We start from the raw sequence: 22000 nt of genomic DNA on the forward strand, positions 1-22000 counted from the left end.
CCACTCCCGTTTTCGTGCCAATGGTCGCGCTCGGCTCCATGGGCCCATCACAAGCTCTTCTCACAACTTAACCGGGGTGGCCCCGCATTCCCCAATCACGCTGTTCGGCGCAGGGGCGCCCTGGTGTAGGCCAGCAGGCGGCGCGCCTCCCGGGCCACGAGCTCCGGATACTCCATCTGCGCCACGTGACCGGCGTGCGGGAGTGTGACCAGGCGCACGTCGCGGAAGACCCGTCCGGCCCGGTGCGCCATGCGGGCGTGGACCAGCCGGTCGCGCAGGCCATACACGACGAGGGTGGGCACGGCGACCCGCTCGGCCTGCCGCCAGAGGTTGTCGGGGCCCACGCGGAAGTACTCGCGCACGATCGCGCGGGCGCAGCCGACCATGGCCGCCCCCGCGTGCGGCAGGCCGTCGCGGCGGCGCAGTTCCTCTATCGCCTCGCGCAGCCGGTCCGGGTGGACCCGCCCGGCGTCGGCGTAGCACATGCTGAGCGTCGCCTGGACGCGCCGCTCCGGCGGCAGCGCGCTCAGCCAGCGGACGGCCAGCTCGCCCAGGCGCGGGGCGGCCGACATGGCGATCCTGGCCGGGCCGTACCTCGGCAGCAGGTCGGGCAGCGCCGGCGAGACCAGCGTCAGCGACCTGACGAGGTCGGGGCGCGTGGCCGCGACCCGCACCGAGACCGCGCCGCCCATGGAATTGCCGAAAAGGTGCACCGGCCCCTCCCCCAGGGCCTCGACGAGCCGGACCACTGCCCTGGCGTGGGCGGGGACCGAATAGTCGCCGTCCGCGGGCTCCGGGGAGTATCCGGCCCCGGGCAGGTCGACGGCGACCCCCCGCACCTCGTCGCGAGCTCGCCCATCAGGTCGGTCCAGTTGGTCGCCGAGCCCGCCAGTCCGTGCACGTATATCGCGGTCTCCGGCGGCCCTCCGGGGTCGTCCGCACATGGATGCGTGCGTCCCCCACCTCGATGAGCCGGCCGGGCCACGGTGGAATCGGCTCGACACCCACGTGTCCTCCCCTGTTCGCCTCGCGTTTCTCGACCATAACCCCGCCCGTACGCCGCCTCGGGCGGCACTCCCGCTACCCCAGCCGCGCGGGATCGATCATCCGGGTTCGCCCCGATCGGCGAGGAGCGACATAAGGCCAATATCACCTCTATTCGGACATTTCGAAATGCGGATACGAATCGCAATTCGGACCAAAGCCATCCTATCGGTGCCAACGATGCCAATAAAGCGATAAGTGAATGGCAAAAGCCGCCGACCGCCGTTTGTCGCACGGACGGTGAGGAAAACAAGACAATGCAGGGATGATCCACCAAGGGTCATCAGTAAGGGCATTTTCCGAACGACTTGGAAAACGCCGGAGTGTCGGGGCAACAATCCTTCAAGGAGGACATGAAATGCCCAAGTTCAACAACCTGGTCGGGATCCTCGCGATCAGCGCCGCGCTCACCGGTGGTGCCGTCGCTCTGGGTACCACTGTCGCCGCCACCAGCGCGAACGCCGCGACCGTCATGGGCGGCTACGTGGGCGGCGGTGGCTACTACCCCTACGCGAACTACAACCGCAACCGGAACGCGCAGCGGCAGAAGAACAAGGCTCTGAACAGCAACAAGAACAAGAACAAGAACAAGACGAAGCAGTGGCAGCACGAGCGGCAGAACCAGGCCCAGAACCAGTTCCTGCTGCGTGACTTCACACTCGTCCTCACGCCGTTCCAGAAGACGGACACCGACGCGCGGGCGCTTCCGTACAACTGGCAGTACGGCAACTCGCAGTCGTTCCCGACGACCCGTACGAACAGCTTCAGCGACCAGTTCAACAACCCGCGTCAGGACCAGGACTCCCTGGCTCAGCCGAAGACGAACACGGCCACCGAGGTCAACCCGCGCGTGAAGAAGAAGGACGTCGACGCGGACATCGACGTGGACGTGGAGAAGGAGAAGAAGGAGAAGAAGGAGTACGACAACGACTACCGGCCGTACATCGCGCCCTGACGGGATCCGCACGAGCGGCGTCGGTAGACGTCCCGGCCACGGCGGGTGACGCACCAGCCGACGGCCACCCGTACTCGTGACCGGCGGCCTCATCTGAGCCGGAACCCGCGAGCGACGGGAGATACGCGCGACCGGCGGAGCGGCGGACACACCCGCCCGGCGGGACGGCGGCGACCGGATGGCCGTGAGACACGGCGCCGGCGCCACCCGTGTCCGCCGCTCCGTCCGTGGTCGAGCGAGCAGTTGAGAGAGCAGAGCACCCGCGGCGTGTTTCGAGGAGAGGGCCGCCGGTGCCAGGCGAACGCATCGCGCCGCGTCACACACGACGGCGCCGAATCCACTACCACCCGCCCCGATCCCTCAGGGGACCGGGCCGGGGTCGCGATATTCAGAGGAGAAACACCCAGATGTCCGTGTTGAAGAACATCGCCGGGGCCTCGCCCTCGGCACCGCGCTGAGCGGCGCGGCCATCGTGCTCGGTGGCGCCACCGCCGGCACGGCAAGCGCAGCGACCGTCATGGGCGGGTACGTTCCCGCTCCCTCCGGCGGTGTCCGCTACGTCCGGCCGAGCTACAACCGCAACTACAACACCAACCGGCAGGCCCAGGGGCAGAAGGGCCGTAACAAGAACAAGAACAAGAACAAGAACAAGAACCACGAGTGGCAGCACGCTCGTCAGTCGGAGACCCAGAGCCAGTTCCTGCTGCGTGACTTCACGCTCGTTCTCACGCCGTTCCAGAAGTCGTCGAACGGCTCCGCGGCGGTGCCGTGGAACGCCCAGTGGTCGCAGAACTCCACCGTCCCGACGACGAACACCACCGACTGGAACCAGATGCACAACCGGCCCTGGCAGGACCAGTCCTCGCAGGCCGACCCGCGCACCAACACGGCCACCCAGATCGACCCGCAGGCCAAGACCAAGGATGTCGACATCGACGCCGACATCAAGAAGAAGGAAGAGGAGAAGAAGAAGAAGGACGACTACGAGCGTCCGGGGTACGAGCCCGTCCCCTGATCCGCGGCGTCCTTCGCATGGCCGGGATGACCGGTCTCGCTGAGCCTCGGGCCTACGGCCCGGGTGCCGGATGAATGTGCCCGTGCTCACCGGAGCGTGGAGTTCCGCGCCCATCGTGAGCACGGGCACTTTTCGTCGCCCCCACTTCGACCGCTCTTCGCCGCGCCCACCCAGGGTTCGTCATCGGGGTCCCCGGCTTCCCTCGGCCGCCACCTCGGGGATTTCGCCCACCCCACCCCCACCCCACCCCGCCGCAGGCTCCGCTCGCGGGCCTCCATCGCCGGGGTCGCCTCGCCCGCCGCGGTCCGCTCCACGCTCTCTCGAACGCCCCCTGGAACGCCGCCATGCGAGACCGTCCACCCCCGTGCGATCCCGGCCTCGGCGGCCTGTCACTGACGCTCCGCGGCGTCTCCGGCCTCCGCCCCGCATCCCGCATTCGAATCGGACATTACGGGACAAGTCGCTCTTTTCTCCTCCAATTCGTTCCATAGCCTGCTAATAGCTGATCAAAAGCCATAGAGGCGCGTTTGTCGGGTGATGCCGCCGGACATCAACGTATCGCAGGAACCCGGCCCACGGGGGCCATAGAGATATTTCTCTCTCGAATCTCCAACAGAGAAATATCGAAGGATGCGGGGAATTCTCAATCCTTTTCAAGGGGGACAGCAATGCCCAAGTTCAAGAAGGTTCTCGCCGGACTCGCACTCGGCACCGCGATCGCGGGGGGCGCGATCGCCATGAGCGCCACGGCAGCGAGCGCCGGCTGCGAAGACGGCTTCTTCGGTCTCGGCGGCATGCCCTGCAACAACAACAACTTCGTTCCTTTCAACTGTAACAACAACAACAACTGCCAGCCCTTCAACAACAACTGCAACAACAACTGGTGCAACAACAACCAGAACAACTGCTTCAACAACAACCAGAACTTCTGGAACCAGAGCGCGTTCTGCGACGACCTCGACAGCGACTCCAACTTCGCCATCGTCGGCCCCTGCGCCACGATCGCCTTCAACGACAAGACCAACCGCAAGAGCAACTTCTTCAACAACGGCTGGTTCAACAACAACTGCTGGTGGAACAACAACCAGAACAACAACTGGTGCAACAACAACAACAACTTCTGCAACTGAGAAGGCGGGGCCGGCAACGGCCCGTGAGACGACCGCGCCGCTCGGAATCCTGGCAGGTGAAGGGATGACTGAAACGGCCGGCCACACCGTCCTCCACCGCCTTGACAGGAGAACGGCGCCCTGAGGCGCAGTCACGTTCCCGCGGCGTCGAAGGCTCCGTGAGCACTCCGCGCTCCGGGAACGGCCGTTCGATCCAGCAGAAACAAGGGCTCCGGCGAGACTCTCGCCGGAGCCCTGACTTTTCCCCGTACGGCGGGCTCAGGCACCGGGTCAGGCACCGGGCCCGAAGCGACAGATTCGCGCCCAGGTTCCTGACAGCACGCAAGCCCTCCAGGACGCCTTTCCCGGTCCGGCCGGACCGGCGCGGCCTTGCGGCAGCGGCACGCAGGCGGACGACTCCCACAACACCGCAGCCGCTCGGGCGCCGTCACCTCCGCTTCCGCCTCACGACGCAGCTCCGATACGTGAACGCCCCGCCGGAAATCGGTCAATCAAGACATTTCTCTTCTAATACCTCTAAGTCAGTTCATAAGAGTCTAACTAGTGATCAAAAGGCTTAGATGGCCGTTTGTCGGGCCAGCCTGCTGGAAATCATGACAGCACAGGAAGTTAGGGCTCAATCAAGAGCCCGAAGGACATTTCTCTCAGAAATGCCCTAAACAAATTCAGGGATACTGAATCCTGTCAAGGGGGACACGCATGTCCAAGCTCCACAAGATCATCGCTGGTCTCGCGCTGAGCACCGCCGCCGTCGGCGCACGCTCGCCCTGGGCGCCGGTGCCGCCGGCGCTGCCACCAGGACCGGCGACGTGGACCGTCCCATCGTGAAGGACGGCCTGGCCAACGGCGTCGACGACAGCACGGGCGGCATCGCCCAGGGCAACCGGGGTATCGGCGAGCGCGGTGAGCGGGAGAACGTCTTCCCCGTCTTCTTCAACCCGAACAACAACAACAACTTCGATAGGAACGACCGCAACCACAACTTCAACCAGAACGACGACAACTGCTGGTGGAACAACCAGAACTTCTGGAACCAGGGGGCGTTCTCCGACAAGCGGGACGACTTCTCCGGCTTCGGCCTCGTCGCCAAGGACGTCGCGATCGGCTTCCAGGACAAGACGAACAAGGACAACACCTGGTTCAACAACAACTGGTGGAACAACAACAACTGGTGGAACAACAACGACAACAACTGGTGGAACCGCAACGACAACGACCGCGTGAACTGAGAAGGCAGGTCCAGCGGCTACTGCGAGACGATCGCGCCGTTCCGGGAAGATGACGGATCCGGAAGACCTCCCACGAGGTCTCCGACTCCGGCTCACGGACTGGCGCCGTTGAGTGCAGAGACACGTTCCCCGCCCGGCCGGCCGCTCGCTCACCGAGCGACGGCAGCCTGAACGGGAACGGCCGTCAATCCTCCTACAGTGACAACCAAGGGCTCCGGCGGGAAGGTTCCGCCGGAGCCCTGCTCTTTTCCCCTGACCGCGGTCATCGCCGCAACTCCCTTCCCTCCGCAGCCTTTCCTCCGTCCGCGATCGCGACCGCTCCCCGACCCTCGCCGCCTCACCGACCAGCCCGGCCGCCCCCCGAAAGGCAAACCCAGGTAAGCCGGCGCCCCCGCTCGCCGCACCCCGGACCGCGTCCACTCCTGGGGGGGCAAATCGTACCTATCACTACATAAGGCGCATTATCCATCGAATCAAGCCTATACGCAAGCTAATCATTAACTAAAAGCAGCAGACGTCAGTTTGTCGGGCCGCCCGGCAGGAAATCACCCTAGCGTCGGAAGCAGGGCTCAATAAGAGCCATGAAGAAATTTCCACCCGCCGCAGGCGGGCGGGAAATACCGATAAACGCAGGGCAATTCGAAATCGAATCCTGTCAGGGAGGAACCATAATGCCCAACCTCAAGAAGATCTTCGCAGGGCTCGCGCTCAGCACCATGGCCGTCGGCGGGGCCGTCGCCATGGGCGCCACGGCCGCCAGCGCCGACGACAACCCCTTCTGGACCAAGAAGGAGGACCGCCCCATCGTCAAGGACGGCGCGGCCAACGGCGTCGACGACAGCACGGGCGGCATCGCCCAGGACAACAAGAAGGGGGAGGACTTCTTCCCGCACGCGTTCTCCCCGAACAACAACCGGGAGCGCAACGACCGCGACCACAACATCAACGACCGACACCAGAACAACTGGTGGGACACCAACAACTGGTGGGGCCAGAACCTCTACAAGGACGACAAGTCTCAGCACGACGCATTCGGCCTCGTCGCCAAGGACGTCGCCTTCGGTTTCCAGGAGAAGGACGACAAGGCCTTCAACTGGCTCAACAACAACTGGTGGGCAGACCAGAACTGGTGGGACCACAACAACAACGACTGGTGGAACCGCAACGACCGCGAGCACAACAACAAGGACAACAACCACAACAACAACGTCTGATCCGCGAGGCCTGACGCCTCGCGCGACACCGCGCCGTCCGGTCGGGTGACGGGAGCCTGTGGGCGGGACCGCCCACGAGTGCCTCTCCGTAACCGGCCGGGGACGACGGCGCCGGTGAGTGCAACCAGGTGTTTCCAGCGCATCCGCGCACTGAGCGGCAGGAAGCCTGGAAGCGCCGTCCACCGGATGGCATGAGACAAGGGCTCCGGCGAGATCCTCGCCGGAGCCCTGACCTTTGCGCCCCCGTTCTCGCCCCGCCGACGCCTCACGCGCTGCCCTGAGAGGACCGGCTTCCGCAGGCCGAAGCGAACCCGAACTGGGGATTGAGAGGCACCGCGACGGGGAAGCCAAGCCCGCCCTACCCCGGATTCCGCACAGACACGTCAGGCACGCACGTCGATCAGGTCAGCGGTCGCCTAACCCCAGGCATCGCGCCACAACGCGAGCCCAAATCCCCTCCGGCCGAGTTTGCCGGGAGGCCGCATCGGCAATTAAGACGCCACGGGCGATGACCGGACATACAGGACATCACCCGGACATTTCCGACAGTCACTGGGAATGTCGCACTCGGGCACTCCATCCTTCGAGGAGGACCTCAATGCCCAAATTCCGGAACGTCATCACCGGTCTGGCGGTCAGTACGGTAATGGCCGGCGGCGCGCTCGCCCTGAGCGCCACCACGGCTCACGCAGCCACCCCTGGCACCCCGACCATCAGCAGCAACTGGGGCCACGGCTGGGACCACTGCGGGCGTCGCGGTCGCGGCTGCCGTAACACGGCCGTCAACCGGAACGACTTCCGCTTCTTCAAGTTCAAGAAGGAGAAGAAGATCAGTCGGCCCGTCGTGGCCCACGCATCCGGTGACGCCGTCCTCGAGATCGACGGCGACGACGACGACTGACACTGACGGGTGACACCCACTCGTACGGGGCCGTCGGCGCGAAGCCGCGGTGTCCGGGCCCGCCCTGATCACGCCTCCGCCACCTTCGTGGCGATCGGGCGGCGGTGAACGGGCGGCCGAGAGCCTGCGGCCCTGTACGGATCGCCCACCTTCCGTACCGTGAACAAAGCCCCGGCGGAACGCCCGCCGGGGCTCCTCCGAAACGACCCGGGCTTACGCGGAGCGGCGGGTCTTCCGCTTCTTCGGCGCCTTCTCCTCCTCGTCCGCACCGTCAGAGGCGGCCTTCCTGGCGGCGGGGCCGGAGGCGGCGGCCTTGGCCTTGGCGGCTCTGCCGGGCGACTTGGCCGCAGGGGCGCCCTGGCGCTCCCGTTTGGCCGCCTCGACGCTCGCCCGCAGCGCGGCCATGAGGTCGACGGCCGGCCCGGCCTCGGCCGGAGCCTCGGGAGCGACGACCTCCTTGCCCGCCACCTTGGCCTCGATGACCTCCTGGAGCGCCTCGCGGTAGGCGTCCTTGTACTCCGTGGGATCGAAGTCCGCCACCATCGTCTCGATCAGGGACTCGGCCATCTTCAGTTCCTGGGGACGTACGTCCACGTCCTCCTCCAGGAACCCGAAGTCGGCCTCGCGGATCTCGTCCGGCCAGAGCATCGTCTCCAGCACGAAGACGCCGTCGCGGACGCGCAGCGCGGCCAGCGACTCGCGCTGCCGCAGGGCGACCTTCACGACCGCCACCTGTCCCGACCGCTCCAGGGCGTCCCGCAACAGCACGTACGGCTTGGCGCCCTGCCCGTCCGGCTCCAGGTAGTAGGACTTGGCGAAGTAGATGGGGTCGATCTGGTCCGCGGGAGTGAACTGCAGCACGTCGATCCTGCGGGAGGTGGTCAGCGGCAGGTCGGCGAAGTCCTCGTCGGTCAGCACGACCATCTCGCCGGTCGCGAGCTCGTATCCCTTGGCGATGTCGGAGTAGGGCACCTCTTCGCCGTCGATCGAGCAGACCCTCTTGTACTTGATCCTGCCGCCGTCCTCCCGGTGCACCTGGTGGAATGTGACGTCCTTCTGTTCGGTCGCCGAGTAGAGCTTCACCGGAATCGTGACAAGACCGAACGAGATCGCGCCTTTCCAGATGCTGCGCATAGCCACATTCTCGTCTCTGTGTTCGAACAACGCTATGGTGGGATTCAAGGGAGTTACCTCATGGGCAGGTACCCACTATGGCGGTGCCGTATCCGATCGAGCCGATGCTTGCCATTCCAGGAGAAATGCCCTCCGACCCCGAGGCGTACGCGCTGGAGGTGAAGTGGGACGGCATCCGGGCGCTCGCGTACGTCGACGGCGGCGTGCGGGTCACCGGGCGACACGGCGCCGACTTCACCTCCCGCTATCCCGAGATCTCCGCCGCCATGGCCCCGCTGGCCGGGCGCAGGGCGGTCGTCGACGGCGAGGTGGTCGCCTTCGACCCCGAGGGCCGGCCCAGCTTCGCCCGGCTGCAAAGGCGCATGCACATCACCGATCCCGCCGGGGCCCACGTGCTCGGCCGGCTGCCGGTCTCCTACCTGCCCTTCGACCTGCTCCATCTCGACGGGCACACGCTGCTGGACCTGCCCTACCTGGACCGGCGGGCGCTGCTCGACTCGCTCGGCGTGGGCGCGCCGCCGTACCTCCCCTGCGAACCGGCGGTGCTGGAGGCGACCAGGCGGCAGGGACTGGAGGGCGTGGTCGCCAAGCGCCTCGACTCGCCGTACCGGCCGGGGCGCAGGACGGAGTGGTGGATCAAGGTCAAGAACCTGCGTACCGCCGAGGTGGTCGTCGGCGGCTGGCGGCCGGGCAAGGGCCGCCGCGCGGGGGGCGTCGGATCGCTCCTGCTCGGCATGTACGCCGGGGCCTCTCCGGCCGCGTTCCTCTTCGTCGGCCACGTGGGCACCGGGTTCACCGACGCGATGCTCGGCGACATCCTCCGTCTGATTGAGCCGCTCGAGATCGGGCAGAGCCCCTTCTCTGACGGGCTTCCGAGGGAGATCTCCAGGTACGCCCGGTGGGTGCGGCCCGAGGTGGTCGGCGAGGTGGCGTTCACCATGTGGACGCGCGACGGGCGGCTGCGCAACCCTGTGTGGCGGGGCGTGCGCGGCGACAAGGTCCCCGCGGAGGTGCGGCGGGAGGAGCAGCGATGACGGAGAAGGTGCGGGTGAAGGTCGAGGGCCGCCTGCTTGTCCTGACCAACCTGGACAAGGTTCTCTATCCCGACACCGCGTTCACCAAGGCCGAAGTGATCGACTACTACACCCGGATCGCGCCGGTCCTGCTGCCGCACCTCAAAGGGCGCCCACTCACGGTCAAGCGTTACCCGAACGGCGTCGACGGCCAGTTCTTCTTCGAGAAGAACGTCCCCGAGCACACGCCCGACTGGGTCCGTACGGTGACCCTGCCCGCGCCGGGCAGCACCAAGAACCGCGAGGAGATCGACTTCGCCGTCGTGGAGGACCTGCCGACCCTGGTCTACTACGCCAACCTGGCCGCCCTGGAGATCCACGTGCCGATGTGGCGGGTGGCCAAGGACGGCGAGCCGCAGCCGCCCGACACCCTCGTCTTCGACCTCGACCCCGGCGCCCCCGCCACGATCGTCGACTGCTGCCGGGTCGCCGTCCTGCTGCGGCAGGCCCTGGCCGACGACGGCCTGGAGTGCCATCCCAAGACCAGCGGCCAGAAGGGCATGCAGCTCTACGTCCCCTGGGACCGGGGCCCGGGCACCTCCGATTACGCCAAGGCGCTCGCCCGGCGGATGCAGGCCGAGCATCCGTTCGTGACCAGCGTGATGGCGAAGAAGGAGCGGCCGGGCAAGGTCTTCATCGACTGGAGCCAGAACAACCCGGCCAAGACGACGGTCGCGCCCTACTCGCTGCGCGCCGCCGCACGGCCGACCGCGTCCACTCCCCTGTTGTGGGAGGAGGTCGAGGCGTGCGACAGCCCGGACCAGCTGGTGTTCACCGCATCTGACGTGCTGGAGCGCGTGGCGGAACACGGCGACATGTTCGGAGCCCTCACCGTTTAGCCCGGCCGCCACCCTGGCCGTAGTGTTGGACCTGTCGCAGCCGACCTTCGAACGGAAGGACAAGCAGATGCCCGAGATGGACCCCCTCGACGAGGTGGTCGAGGAGATCTCGATCGAGGCGCCGGAGGCCGACGCGGTCGAGCAGCACCAGCTCGTCAAGGTCGCCGACGACAGGCGCTGGCCCGAGCGCGTCCCGTTCGACGCCGACCCGGCCGACGTGGCCGAGCAGGAGCGTACGGTCGACCTCGACGACGACGACTATCGCTGATCCGGATTACCGACACGTAGGATGAGGCCTCGGGGCGGGAGCCCCCGATGCGCATCTTGCAAGGAGACTGCCGTGACCGCTACCCCGGACGCCAAGCCCCGGGGCACCCGGCTACCCCGGATGGCCCGCCGCCGCCAGTTGCTGAGCGCGGCACAGGAAGTGTTCGTGGAGAACGGCTACCACGCGGCGGCGATGGACGAGATCGCCGAGCGGGCCGGTGTGAGCAAGCCGGTGCTCTACCAGCACTTCCCGGGCAAGCTGGAGCTGTATCTCGCGCTGCTGGATCTGCACGTCGACGACATGGTGACCCGGTGCCGGCAGGCGCTCGAGTCCACCACCGACAACAAGCAGCGGGTGCAGGCCGCCATCGGCGCCTTCTTCGACTTCGTCTCCAGCCAGGGCGAGGCGTTCCGGCTCGTCTTCGAATCCGACCTGCGCAACGTCGCGCCCGTACGGCAGCGGATGGAGCGCTCGCTGCACGAGAGCGCCGAGGCGATCAGCCGGGTGATCCAGGAGGACACCGGCTGCTCCAGCGACGAGGCGCACCTGCTCGGCGTGGGCCTGGTCGGCATGGCCGAGGTGAGCGCGCGCTACTGGCTGAGCAGCCACGGCTCGATCCCCAAGGAGGCGGCGACCCAGTTGATGGCGCGCCTGGCCTGGCGCGGCATCAGCGGTTTCCCGCGCACCGGCTGACCGGAATCCTGTTCGCTTCACGCGATCACCGGGCTGACCACTCCCTGAGGCGACGACGATGGGTAGGGAACAGCCCTCGCGAAAGGGGAGCCCGATGGAAATAAAGATCGGCGTGCAGTCGGTGCACCGTGAGCTCGTCGTGGAGACCGACCTGTCGGCCGAGGAGATCGAGGAGGAGCTCCGCAAGGCGCTCGCCTCCGACAAGGGCGTCTTCTCGCTCACCGACACCAGCGGCCGCCGAGTGGTCGTCCCCGTCGACTCGCTCGGCTTCGTCGAGATCGGCGAGGACGAGTCGCGCCCCGTCGGCTTCGGCGGGACGCTCTAGCCCGTCTCCGCGACCGTCCGTCACCCGCCGCCGGCGGCGCGCGCCCACCACGCGCGCCGTCCCGGCGGCTGACCTGTTCTCCGCTGACCGTGTTCTCCATCGACCGGCCGACCGGGATCCGCGCGGGTCAGGTGCGTCCGTAACCGCATCCGCGGGGACGGCGGGTCAGATCCGCGTGATGGGGATCCCGCCTCCCGCTGATCGTCGGACAGCCCGCGCTTCCTCTCCGCAACACCGCACGCGGAGTCCAGGTGTTCGGCCCACATCTCGTCAAGGAAGTGCCGTAGCGGCGCGAGGCCCTCATGCTCGCACCGTACATCCGTTTGCCACGTTCGCGACCCATGAACGCCGGACCGGCAGGCGCGCGGGACGGGCTCCCGGCCCTCCCGATCGCCGTCGTTCCGGGAATCGGGCCAGGTGGCGGGGATCGACGGCGCGAATCACCCGCATCGAGGACCTCCGCGCGGAAGCCGTGACGATCACGGGCCGGGCGTGAGGCCGAGGGCGGCCATCCGCTTGCCGTGCTCCTCGGTCAGCCTGGCGAACATCCGCCCGATCTCCGCCAGGTCCTCGCCCTTCTCGCCCACCAGCAGGGCGGCGAGCTGCGGCCGGGCGGCGGCGAGCCGCTGCCCCTGGCTCAGCGCCTCGCCGACCATGCGACGGGCCCACAGCGCGAGACGGCCGCACAACCGCGGGTCGGCGTCCAGCGCGGCGCGCACCCGCTCCACCGCGAACTCCCCGCGGCTCTCGTCGGTCAGCACCTCGTCCACCAGGGCGCTGATCGAGGGAGTGGTGTGGCGCGCCGCCTCACGGTAGAAGTCGCCCGCGATCCCCACGCCGACGTACGCCTTGATGAGCGCCTCGTACCAGTCCTTCGGCCTGGTCTGGGCGTGCCAGGCGTCGATCGCCTCCACGAACGGGGCCATGGCCTCCTCCGGATCGACGCCGAGCGAGGCCAGCCGGTCCCGCAGCACCCGGAAGTGCCCGTACTCGGTCGCGGCCACGTCCCCGAGGGCGGCCCTGTCGTTCAGCGTCGGAGCCAGCAGGGCGGCGTCCTCGGCCAGCCGGAGGAAGGCGGTGAGCTCGGCGTACGCGAGGACACCGAGCAGGTCCACAGTCCCGGGAGAGGAATCACTCATGGGTGCAGCGTACGGCTCCGGGGCCTGCCCGCCGGTGCCGTGCTCGTCACCGGCATCTCTCGCGACACAGCAAGAGCTTTTAGCGAGAAGACGCAGAAAACGGTTCCGTGTTGTGGTATCGAGTAGACTGCTTCGTGGAAGTGCGACCGCACTATGTGGATCAGTACGGTGTCGATCACCGTATCGATCCCTGTGTCGATCCGGGGCCACCCCCGGACCCCCAGGAACCACTGGATGCCGCGGTCGCTGATTCACGACGAGGGCGCGACTGTCCGCGAGGACCCGGACCGGGGAGGCTCTGCCGGCCGGATGTCCCGGAGGGCCGCCTTCGCACTGATTGAGGCAGGCCACGCTGACAACGACGTTCCGAGACCTGGGAGTCATCCCGGAGATCGCCGATGCGCTCGAGACCGAGGGCATCACTTCACCATTCCCGATTCAGGAGATGGCGCTCCCGCTGGCGCTGGCCGGCCAGGACGTCATCGGACAGGCGCGCACGGGCACCGGCAAGACCTATGCCTTCGGCGTCGCCATGCTCCAGCTCGTCGGCAAGCCGAGGAAGAACCGCAAGAAGCCACGCGGCCTGGTCCTCGTCCCGACCCGCGAGCTGGCCCTCCAGGTGACCGAGGACCTGGTCCTCGCCGCCGGGAAGCTGGGGTCGCGCATCCTCACCGTGTACGGCGGGCGCGCGTACGAGCCGCAGATCGAGGCGCTCAAGAACGGCGTCGACGTGATCGTCGGAACGCCCGGGCGGCTGCTCGACCTGGTCAAGCAGAAGCACCTCGACCTCGGCCAGATCACCATGCTCGTCCTCGACGAGGCCGACCGCATGCTGGATCTCGGCTTCCTTCCGGACATCGAGCGGATCATCAAGCTGGTGCCGGAGAAGCGGCAGACCATGCTGTTCTCGGCCACCATGCCCGGCGAGATCGTGAACCTGTCCCGCCGTTACCTCACCCAGCCGACCCGGGTCCGGGCGGAGAGCGGCACGGCCGAGGCCGAGACGACCACGCTGACGACCCAGCACGTCTACCGCACGCACCGCATGGACAAGATCGAGATCCTGGCCCGCCTGCTGCAGAGCAGGGGCGCCGGGCTCACGATGGTCTTCTGCGAGACCAAGCGGGCCTGCGACATGGTCGCCGAGCAGCTCAAGGACAAGGGCTTCGCGGTGGCGGCCGTCCACGGCGACCTCGGCCAGGGCCAGCGCGAGCAGGCGCTGCGGGCGTTCCGCAGCGGCAAGATCAACGTGTTGGTGGCCACCGACGTCGCGGCGCGCGGCATCGACATCGACGACGTCACCCACGTCGTCAACTACGACTGCCCACAGGACGAGAAGGCCTACGTCCACCGGATCGGCCGTACGGGCCGGGCGGGCCGCACCGGCGTCGCGGTGACCTTCGTCGAGTGGACCGAGCTGACCCGCTGGAAGGTCATCAACAACGCCCTCTCGCTGGACTTCACCGAGCCCGTCGAGACCTATTCGAGCTCCCCGCACCTGTACGCGGACCTCGACATCCCCGAGGGCACCAAGGGCGTGCTGCCGCGTGCCCAGCGCTCCCGTGCCGGTCTGGAGGCCGAGGAGATCGAGGACCTCGGGGAGACCGGGCGCACCCGCTCCCGCGGCAAGTCCGGTCGAAGTGATCGGGAGGAGCGCCGCGAGCGCCCCGCCCGCACCCGGGAGCGGCGGCGGACCCGTGGGGGCCGCCTCCAGGACGCCGAGGCTCCCTCCGGAGAGACGGCCGAGACGCCGGCCCCGGTGGAAGCCCCGATGGAAGCCCCTGTGGAGGCTCCCGTCGAGACCACTGTGGAGACCGCTGCCGAGGCCGCGCCGGGGCGTCGTGGACGCAGGGGCGCGAACGCGGCGGCCCTGACCGGCGCGCTGGCCGACGTCACGGCCGTACGGCCCGGCAAGGACGGCCCGGTGGACGGCCCAGTCGACGGCACGGTGGACGGCGCCGAGGCTGGTGACGAGGCCGGTGCCGGTGACGGGCGGGAGCCGGAGGCGGCGACCACGCGCAGGACGACCCGCCGCAGGACCCGCGCCGCCGACCAGGCGCCCGTGGCCGAGGAGCAGGTGGAGGAGCGCCCGGCCCGGCGCCGCAGGACCCGCGCGGCCGACACCGGCGAGCAGGCACTTCCGGTGGAGGAGCCGGCCGGGAAGGCGCCGGTGGGCGAGCCCGCCGGCGAGCCCGCCGAGCGGCCGGCCCCGAAGCCGGAGCGGGAGCCGGAGCGGATCATCCCGGCCAGTCCGTTCATGATCGTGTTCAGGTCCCCCGACCTCGCGACCGATGACGACGACCCCGCGCCGTCCGCCGCGAGCGAGCGCGCCCAGCAGCGGCGCCGCCCGCCCCGGCCGCGGCCCCGCCGTACGGGGTGAGGGGCCGGCACAGGCCCGTTCGTCGATGAGCACGACCGCAGGGGCAGGGAGGGCACCGGACAACCGGCGCTCTCCCTGCCCCCGTTGCTTTGAGGGCCGCTCCGCCCGCAGTGGGTATGACCTGGACAGGAGGCATGCGCAATGACCGTCCGAAACCCGCGTAGTCGCTTCGGGAGTGTCGACGGGATCTTCCCTGGGTATCGTGATGCCACGTGAGTGAGCGAGCCTTCAGCAGACGGTCCAGGACGTGGGGCCGGTCCGGCCCATCGGTTCCCGGGATCCGGGGTGAGGTGGAGGAGGCCTCGTGAGCACGCCACGGTTCCTGACCCTCCCTCCGGGTGTCAGCAGTGAGCAGATCGAAACGCCGCTGGGCTCGTTCGCGGCTCTCGAAGCGCTTCCGGTCAGCGGTGTCCCCGAGCGCTGGCCCGCCCTTCTCGTCCCCGGTTTCACCGGGTCGAAGGAGGACTTCATCGCCGTGCTGCAGACGCTCGCGCAGGCCGGCCGCAGGGTGATCGCGGTCGACATGCGCGGGCAGTACGAGACGCCGGGCCCGGACGATCCGTCGGCGTACTCGTGCGCGGCCCTCGGCGCGGACATCGACGCGATCGCCGCGGTGGTCGGCCAGGGCGAGCCGGTCCACCTGCTGGGACACTCCTTCGGCGGGCTGGTCGCCCGCGAGACGGCGCTGAACGGCACCGCCAAGCTCGCGTCCCTCACGCTCATGAGCTCGGGGCCCGCGGGCATCGTCGGGCCGCGGGAGCGGATGGGCCGGGTCATGCTGGCCGAGCTTCCGGAGTACGGCCTCGACTACATGTGGTCGAACCGGATGGAGCCCGAGGCGCTGGCGGCGGGCGTCCCCGACGACATCGTCGCGTTCCTGCGCAAGCGGCTGCTCGCCAACCACCCCACCGGTCTCGTGGCGATGGCGCACGAGGTCCTGGGCGCGTCCGACCGCTGTGCGGAGCTGGCCGGGTGCGGGCTCGACCTCCTGGTCCTCTACGGCGAGCACGACGACGGCTGGCCGCCGCTGCTGCAGGCCGAGATGGCCCGCAGGCTCGACGCCGAGTGCGTCGTGGTGCCCGGGGCGCTCCACTCGCCGGCCGTGGAGGCCCCCGAGACCACCGCGGCGGCCCTGACCCGATTCTGGAACACGGCGGAGAGCCGGCTGCTCCAGCACCAGCACGGATGACCCGGTCGCCATGCCTGGGACGAGCCGCCTGACCGCCCAGCCGCCGGAGTCCGCGACGTGGCTGGTCCACGTCGACCGGACCATGTGGGTGGGCGGGGTGCGCGGCCTGATGCTGCAGGCCCTGCATCCGCTGGCGATGCGGGGCGTGTGGCAGAACTCCAACTTCCGGGAGGACCCCTTCGGCCGGCTGCGCCGCACGGCGGACTTCGTGGGCCGCGTGACGTACGGCAGCCCCGAGGAGGCGGAGGAGATCGGCAGGCGGGTGCGCGCGATCCATCGGACCCTGCGCATCCGCGACCCCGACACGGGCAGGACCCACCGGGTGGACGAGCCCGAGCTGCTGCTGTGGGTGCACTGCGCGGAGGTCATGTCCTACCTGGAGGTCGTCCGCCGTGCGGGCGTCCCGATCAGCGACCGGCAGGCCGACCAGTACCTCGCGGAGCAGCGGCACAGCGCCACGTACGTCGGGCTGCACCCGGACGACGTGCCCGGCTCCGTCCACGAGATGAACGACTACTTCGCCCGGATGCGGCCGGTCCTGCGGGTCATCCCCGAGTCGGCCGCCGCCGTGCGGTTCCTGCTCTGGCCGCGCCTGCCGGAGAACATGCGCTTCCTGTCCCCGGCCAAGCCGGTCTACTTCCCGTTCGGCGCGCTGTGCTACTACACGCTGCCCGACTGGGCCCGCCGCCTGTACGGCGCGCTACCCGAGGTGCCCCAGATCGCGGTCACGGCGGCGTTGCGGGCCTTCCGGCTGACCATGAACACGATCCCCGACGTCGTGCACCAGCAGGTGCTGGACGACGGCACCAGGGCCATGCTGCGGGCCTCGCGCGAGCGCCTGGGCGCCGCCGGATACGACGTCGGCAAGGGCCTCAGGGCGCTGGTCGATCCTCGCCGCCGTCCCGGCCGTACGACGGGCTGACCGGCGTCTCCGCCAGGCCGTCCCAGGGGAGCCGGTCGGGGGAGGCCGCCCGCCCCTCGGGGCAGTGGCGGCGGAAGTCGCACCAGGAGCAGATGGGGCCCGGCTCGGGCGGGAACAGCCGGTCGATCTCGGGCGGCACCGCGAGCGCCCCCGCGCCGTCCTCCCGCCTCGGTGCCGGAACGGCGCCCTTCGCGCGGCCCGCCCCCGCGTTCTGAGCCCATTCGCGGTAGGCGTCGTCGGCCTCGGCCGCCTCCGTCGCGATGTCCTCGGCCCGGCGCAGGTGACGGGCGAGCGACTCGTCGGTGTGCTCCCACTCCGCGACCGTCCCGGTGGGCAGGTGGTGCAGCTCCACCCGGTGACAGGCCCGGCGCATCATGCGGGACGAGGCGATCGCGTAGACGGCCAGCGCGATCGACGAACGGGCGTCGTCGGAGGTCGGCGGGCGGCGGCCGGTCTTGTAGTCGACCACGACCAGTTCGTCCCCGCGCCTGTCCAGCCGGTCCACGCGGCCCGAGACGGCGATGACCGACGTACGCGTGGCGACGGTGCGCTCGACGCCCACCGGCTCGTCACCCGGGTCGAGCGTGGCGACGTAGGAGGAGACCATCTCGCGGGCCCGGTCCCGCCACGTGGCCGACTGCTCCTCGTCCCTGAACCCCTCGCGGATCCAGCCGTTGGTGAGCAGCACGGCCGCCATCACCGGCGTACGCCGGTCGTACGGCTCCCGCCACCACGCGGCCAGCGCGTTGTGGACGGAGGCCCCCACGCTGTTGTGCGCCCACGGGGGCCCCTTCTGCGGGGCCGGCCGGTCGAGATAGGTGAACCGGTAGCGACGCCTGCAGTCGAGCCAGGTGTTCAGCCGCGACGGGGTGCAGGTGTAGAGCCGCCTCGGCATGCCGTCGAGGCCGAGCTGCTCCACGGCCCTACTCGTCGAGGTTCAGCTTGATGCCGGACGCCCCGGTGCCGTCCACGAGCGGCGGCGCCGATTCGGCCTCCTGGGCGCCGGTCAGCGACCCCGACAGCCAGCGGTCGAACTCGGGCTCCAGGTCGCCGATCCTGCCCTCCTCGCCGTGCGCGGGGAGCACCCTCGTCTCGTGCGGCAGCGTGAACAGCCGCTCGCCGATCGAGGTGAGCTGGTCGGCGAGCGCGGGGTACTCCCCACCGAGCTTGCCGGGGCCGTCCATGAGCAGGGTCTTGCCGGTGAAGACCGCGCCGAGGCCCTCGCAGTAGAGCGAGACGCCGCCCGGCGTGACGCCCGGCGTGGAGAGCACCTCCAGCTCGACGTCGGCCACGGAGAACAGTCCCTCGTCCTCCATGTCGATGTCGGGCCAGGTCTCCTCCCAGGTCTGCCGCCACAGGCGCTTGTCCTTGGGATGCACGGCGATCACGGCCTCGTCCCTGGCCGCCACCTCGATCGCGGCGCCCACGTGATCGGGCAGGCCGTGGGTGCAGATGACGGCGAGGACCTCGCGGTCGCCGACCTTCTCCAGGATCTTGTCGGCGTCCCGCGCCGGGTCGATGACGATGACCTCGTCGTCGTCGCCCACGATCCAGGTGTTGTTCTCGACCTTGTGCTCGTCGCCTTCGATGTCCACCAGGCCCGAGGTCACCACTCGTTCGATGCGCGCTGTCACGGCTCAGAACCTTACTATCCCTCGCGGATCCAGCCCGCCGTTCAGACATCCCCGTCGAGGCGCGGCGAGAAGGCGCCGAAGGGCAGGTCGAGCGCCTGGTCCTGGTCCCGCAGGTCGCGCAGCGACAGGTTGGCCAGCGCGATGAAGCAGCCGGCCTCGACCGGCCAGGCGACCGTCCACAGCCAGTTGCCGAGGGCCTCGCCCACGTAGACGGCCCGGTCTCCCGGCACTCCCCGCCCCGCGCACCACAGCGCCGTCGGATGGCCGCGCGCGTCGATCTTGGCGTGCGGGGGCCCGGCGTCGAAGCCGGCTCCGGGGTCCGGGCCCGGCAGCCCGGCGTACGCGGCGCCGAGACCGATGCCGGGTTCCTCTGCGATGAGCAGCATGTCGGCGGGGCCGTGGGTGACCGACGGACCGGAGAGGGCGACGACGCTCGCCCTCGTGCCGGTGCGCTCGTCACCCACCTCGGCGAAGCCCGTCACCAGCCATCCGGAAGGCAGCGGCCACGGCAGCCAGACGGGCACCCTGGCCGCCTCGCACAAGGCCTCCAGAGCGGCCTGCGAGGGCCGCCGGGGCGGCTGGAAGGGCAGGACGTCCCCGTGGGCGGCGCATCGCCAGGAACTCGACCAGACGTTCGGTTCGTGTAGCGGCCCGAAGCACCGCGGACATGTTGGCGCGGTTCTCACAAATATTCACGGTGCTTCCGTGATGTCCGTACGTCAAGAGTCTGTCCGTTATCTAGTCGTAATCTTGGTGATGTGCGGTGCATCAGATGTGTGGGCGCGATCGTCGCCGACGCCGACGGGCGTCTGCTGCTGGTGCGGCGGGGCCGCCCTCCCGGCGAGGGGCTGTGGTCGCTGCCCGGCGGCAGGGTCGAGCCAGGCGAGACCGACGAGCAGGCGCTGCGCCGCGAGCTGCGCGAGGAGACCGGCCTCGACGTCACCGTCGTACGGCTCGCCGGGACCGTGCTGCGGCCCGCCCCCGGCGGCGCGACCTTCGAGATCCACGACTACGTGGCGACCGCCACGGGCGTGCCGGTCGCCGGGGACGACGCCGCCGACGCCCGCTGGTGGGCGCCGTCCGACCTCGTACGGCTCCCGCTGACCGACGGCCTCGCCAACGCGCTCGCCGAATGGGGGGTCATCTCCGGGATCACCGCTCCGTGATCACCGATCGGTGACCGTGCTGCGCCAGATCGTCAGATGGTCGTCCGCGTAGCCGGCCGACCTGCCGATGGCCACGACCCGGTCGCCGGAGACCGCCACCGCGCCGAGCCACTGCGCCCCCTGGCCGCCGAGGCCGTCCTGCGTGAGTGTCTGGCGCGACCAGTCCAGCCCGTCCTCGGACACCCAGGCGGCGCTGTCGGCCTCGCCGCCGTCCGCGGGCGACCGGTGCGATCCGACGGCGACCAGTCCCCGCCCTGTCGCCGTCACGTCGAGGACCGAGGCGGCGGCGTCGGCGGGCAGCGTGCCGTACTCCCAGCTCGCGCCGTCGTCGGTGGACAGCGCGGAGAACGGGCGGGGGCCGTCCTCGGTCATCGCGGTGCCGACGGCCACCACGCCGGCCTCGGTCGCGACCACGTGGCGCAGCCCGGCCGAGGTGGTGTCCGGCGGCAGGACCCGGCCGCGGGCGTTCCAGTTGAGCCCGTCGGAGGAGACCCACACCACCCCCGTCTCGCGGTCGGCGGTGCCCGACCCGCCGACGGCCATGAACCCGCCGGGCGTCGCCGTGACGTCGTAGAGGCGCACCCCAGCGCCTCCGGCCGGCATGCTGCCCGGCGCGGAACGGGTGAACCGCTTGAGGTCGGGGCTGAACCACAGGGCGGGCAGCGTCCCGGTGGCGGACCGGTCCTCCCCCGCCAGCACGTAGCCCTTCGGACCGGCGGCCACCACGCCAGGCGCGAGCAGGAAGTGGCCAGCGGGCACCTCGATCGCCGGACCGGGCCGCCAGTTCTTCCCGTCGGCCGAGGTGACCAGCAGCGGCCGGGTCACCGCCGGGTCGGTCGTCGTGCTGCCGACGGCGAGCCATCCCTTTGGGCCGTGCGCGACGCCGCTGAGCGCCTGACGTCCCGGCCCGCCCAGCAGGTCGGGGAACGGCGCGTCCTTCCAGTTGGCCCCGTTGTTGCCGCTCGTCCAGATCGCGGCGTCGCCGTTGGCCGCGCCCACGGCCACGAACGTGCCGCCGGAGGCGGCGACGTCCGAGGTGTCCCTGGCGAGCCGGTTGAGCCCGGCGATCTCCTTGAGCGGCACGGTGTGCGCCGCCTCGCCCTTCCCCGCGGTGATCAGGACCGGGAGGTTCTCCACGTCGCCGGGCCCGCGCTTGTCGCCGCCCGCCACGAGGACTCCGGCGTCGGTGATGGCCAGCCCGCGCAGCGTCCCGGGGATCCCGCCGAGGTCGGCGCTCCTGGTCCACTTGCGCCCGTCCTGGCTGGTGTAGACGGCGTACCGTTCCCAGGCCGACTCGGCGACCGCCGCCACGCCCGCCGCCGACGCGGCCAGGCCGCGCACGCCCGTCCCCTCCGCGCCGAGCGGCCCTATCGTGCCGCACTGGGTCCAGTCGGCGCCCTCGGGCGAGCAGTAGACCCGGACCTCGCCGTCGTCCGACTTCTGCCGGGTGGGCACGAGCACGAAGCCCTTCTTGGTCACGGCCAGCGCCCCGGGCTCCGCTCGTACGTCCGCCAGGGCCGCGGCGGTGCGCAACCAGGTGCGGCCGCCGTCGTCGGAGCGCAGGACGACCGAGATCGAGTCGCCCGACCCCTGATTACCGGAGCCGGGATCGGCGAGCGCCACCACCCGGTCGCCCCCGGGCGGCCACCGCCCCGCATCGCCCTGACCTTGTCCCACGATCAGGGCGAGGCCCACGATGAGGGTGCGCTTGGCGCCGATCCGGCTGGAGACCCACCCGGTCACCAGCATC

At 69.6% G+C, this 22000-nt stretch carries 23 protein-coding genes; 16 read left to right on the plus strand and 7 right to left on the minus strand.

Annotation, left to right across the window (positions count from 1 at the left end):
* Positions 1-95: 95 nt before the first annotated feature.
* Entirely contained in the window at positions 96-839 is a 744-nt protein-coding gene (locus tag B1L11_RS17550; protein ID WP_256862645.1) for an alpha/beta hydrolase, read from the minus strand.
* Between the two features lie 563 nt (positions 840-1402).
* Between B1L11_RS17550 and B1L11_RS17555 the strand changes: the two genes are divergently transcribed.
* From B1L11_RS17555 to B1L11_RS17580, 7 genes are all read left to right on the plus strand, one after another.
* The gene (locus tag B1L11_RS17555; RefSeq protein ID WP_079315476.1) at positions 1403-1999 is read left to right on the plus strand and encodes a hypothetical protein; all 597 of its coding nucleotides are present in this window, start codon (positions 1403-1405) and stop codon (positions 1997-1999) included.
* A gap of 517 nt (positions 2000-2516) precedes the next feature.
* On the plus strand, positions 2517-3014 hold the full coding sequence (locus tag B1L11_RS17560; protein WP_143737337.1) for a hypothetical protein: 498 nt from the start codon (positions 2517-2519) through the stop codon (positions 3012-3014).
* Positions 3015-3682: 668 nt separating this feature from the next.
* Positions 3683-4144 (plus strand): hypothetical protein, encoded by a 462-nt coding sequence (locus tag B1L11_RS17565; RefSeq protein WP_079315478.1) that lies wholly within the window; start codon positions 3683-3685, stop codon positions 4142-4144.
* Positions 4145-4843: 699 nt separating this feature from the next.
* Positions 4844-4972, plus strand: a complete 129-nt coding sequence (locus B1L11_RS51105) for a hypothetical protein (RefSeq protein WP_256862646.1) — start codon at positions 4844-4846, stop codon at positions 4970-4972.
* Positions 4954-5373, plus strand: coding sequence for a hypothetical protein (locus tag B1L11_RS17570; RefSeq protein ID WP_079315479.1), 420 nt, complete (start codon positions 4954-4956; stop codon positions 5371-5373). The genes B1L11_RS51105 and B1L11_RS17570 overlap by 19 nt, the downstream gene beginning before the upstream one ends.
* A 671-nt stretch (positions 5374-6044) precedes the next feature.
* Positions 6045-6587 carry a hypothetical protein gene (locus B1L11_RS17575; RefSeq protein WP_079315480.1) on the plus strand — a complete coding sequence of 181 codons (543 nt, stop codon included), beginning with the start codon at positions 6045-6047 and terminating at the stop codon, positions 6585-6587.
* A gap of 598 nt (positions 6588-7185) precedes the next feature.
* A complete protein-coding gene (locus tag B1L11_RS17580; protein WP_079315481.1) occupies positions 7186-7488 on the plus strand; it encodes a hypothetical protein in 303 nt (100 codons plus the stop codon).
* A 213-nt stretch (positions 7489-7701) separates the two neighbouring features.
* On the opposite strand, the gene B1L11_RS17585 is transcribed toward B1L11_RS17580, so the two are convergent.
* Positions 7702-8622, minus strand: coding sequence for a Ku protein (locus B1L11_RS17585; protein ID WP_079315482.1), 921 nt, complete (start codon positions 8620-8622; stop codon positions 7702-7704).
* Between the two features lie 104 nt (positions 8623-8726).
* Between B1L11_RS17585 and ligD (B1L11_RS17590) the strand changes: the two genes are divergently transcribed.
* From ligD (B1L11_RS17590) to B1L11_RS17610, 5 genes are all read left to right on the plus strand, one after another.
* Positions 8727-9656 carry a non-homologous end-joining DNA ligase gene (ligD, locus tag B1L11_RS17590; protein WP_256862647.1) on the plus strand — a complete coding sequence of 310 codons (930 nt, stop codon included), beginning with the start codon at positions 8727-8729 and terminating at the stop codon, positions 9654-9656.
* On the plus strand, positions 9653-10534 hold the full coding sequence (ligD, locus tag B1L11_RS17595; RefSeq protein ID WP_079315484.1) for a non-homologous end-joining DNA ligase: 882 nt from the start codon (positions 9653-9655) through the stop codon (positions 10532-10534). The genes ligD (B1L11_RS17590) and ligD (B1L11_RS17595) overlap by 4 nt, the downstream gene beginning before the upstream one ends.
* A 22-nt stretch (positions 10535-10556) precedes the next feature.
* Complete coding sequence (locus tag B1L11_RS17600; protein WP_239108895.1) at positions 10557-10802, plus strand: hypothetical protein; 246 nt, start codon at positions 10557-10559, stop codon at positions 10800-10802.
* 72 nt (positions 10803-10874) lie between these two features.
* Positions 10875-11495, plus strand: coding sequence for a TetR/AcrR family transcriptional regulator (locus B1L11_RS17605; RefSeq protein ID WP_030507436.1), 621 nt, complete (start codon positions 10875-10877; stop codon positions 11493-11495).
* A 94-nt stretch (positions 11496-11589) separates the two neighbouring features.
* Positions 11590-11820, plus strand: coding sequence for a DUF3107 domain-containing protein (locus B1L11_RS17610; protein ID WP_079315485.1), 231 nt, complete (start codon positions 11590-11592; stop codon positions 11818-11820).
* 479 nt (positions 11821-12299) lie between these two features.
* On the opposite strand, the gene B1L11_RS17615 is transcribed toward B1L11_RS17610, so the two are convergent.
* Positions 12300-12959, minus strand: coding sequence for a ferritin-like fold-containing protein (locus B1L11_RS17615; protein WP_079315486.1), 660 nt, complete (start codon positions 12957-12959; stop codon positions 12300-12302).
* A gap of 445 nt (positions 12960-13404) precedes the next feature.
* On the opposite strand from B1L11_RS17615, the gene B1L11_RS17620 reads away from it, so the two are divergent.
* The 3 genes from B1L11_RS17620 to B1L11_RS17630 all read left to right on the plus strand — a co-directional run bounded on the left by B1L11_RS17620 (position 13405) and on the right by B1L11_RS17630 (position 17450).
* On the plus strand, positions 13405-15339 hold the full coding sequence (locus tag B1L11_RS17620) for a DEAD/DEAH box helicase (RefSeq protein ID WP_218671179.1): 1935 nt from the start codon (positions 13405-13407) through the stop codon (positions 15337-15339).
* A 304-nt stretch (positions 15340-15643) separates the two neighbouring features.
* Complete coding sequence (locus B1L11_RS17625; protein ID WP_079315488.1) at positions 15644-16528, plus strand: alpha/beta fold hydrolase; 885 nt, start codon at positions 15644-15646, stop codon at positions 16526-16528.
* 10 nt (positions 16529-16538) lie between these two features.
* Complete coding sequence (locus tag B1L11_RS17630) at positions 16539-17450, plus strand: oxygenase MpaB family protein (RefSeq protein ID WP_079315489.1); 912 nt, start codon at positions 16539-16541, stop codon at positions 17448-17450.
* Here B1L11_RS17630 and B1L11_RS17635 read toward each other — a convergent pair.
* Genes B1L11_RS17635 through B1L11_RS17645 form a run of 3 tightly spaced genes read right to left on the minus strand, consistent with a single transcriptional unit; the run spans position 17401 to position 19770 of the window.
* On the minus strand, positions 17401-18369 hold the full coding sequence (locus B1L11_RS17635) for a PD-(D/E)XK nuclease family protein (protein WP_079315490.1): 969 nt from the start codon (positions 18367-18369) through the stop codon (positions 17401-17403). The two genes, B1L11_RS17630 and B1L11_RS17635, sit on opposite strands and share 50 nt — an antisense overlap.
* A gap of 4 nt (positions 18370-18373) precedes the next feature.
* Positions 18374-19084 carry an MBL fold metallo-hydrolase gene (locus B1L11_RS17640; RefSeq protein ID WP_079315491.1) on the minus strand — a complete coding sequence of 237 codons (711 nt, stop codon included), beginning with the start codon at positions 19082-19084 and terminating at the stop codon, positions 18374-18376.
* A 41-nt stretch (positions 19085-19125) separates the two neighbouring features.
* On the minus strand, positions 19126-19770 hold the full coding sequence (locus B1L11_RS17645) for a DUF6758 family protein (RefSeq protein WP_079315492.1): 645 nt from the start codon (positions 19768-19770) through the stop codon (positions 19126-19128).
* 72 nt (positions 19771-19842) lie between these two features.
* On the opposite strand from B1L11_RS17645, the gene B1L11_RS17650 reads away from it, so the two are divergent.
* Complete coding sequence (locus B1L11_RS17650) at positions 19843-20250, plus strand: NUDIX hydrolase (protein ID WP_143737338.1); 408 nt, start codon at positions 19843-19845, stop codon at positions 20248-20250.
* On the opposite strand, the gene B1L11_RS46910 is transcribed toward B1L11_RS17650, so the two are convergent.
* Positions 20251-22000 (minus strand): hypothetical protein (locus B1L11_RS46910; protein ID WP_079315494.1); only part of this gene is annotated, 1750 nt, incomplete at its 5' end. It lies immediately after the preceding gene.

The organism is Microbispora sp. GKU 823 (assembly GCF_002027145.1).
Classification (GTDB): domain Bacteria; phylum Actinomycetota; class Actinomycetes; order Streptosporangiales; family Streptosporangiaceae; genus Microbispora; species Microbispora siamensis.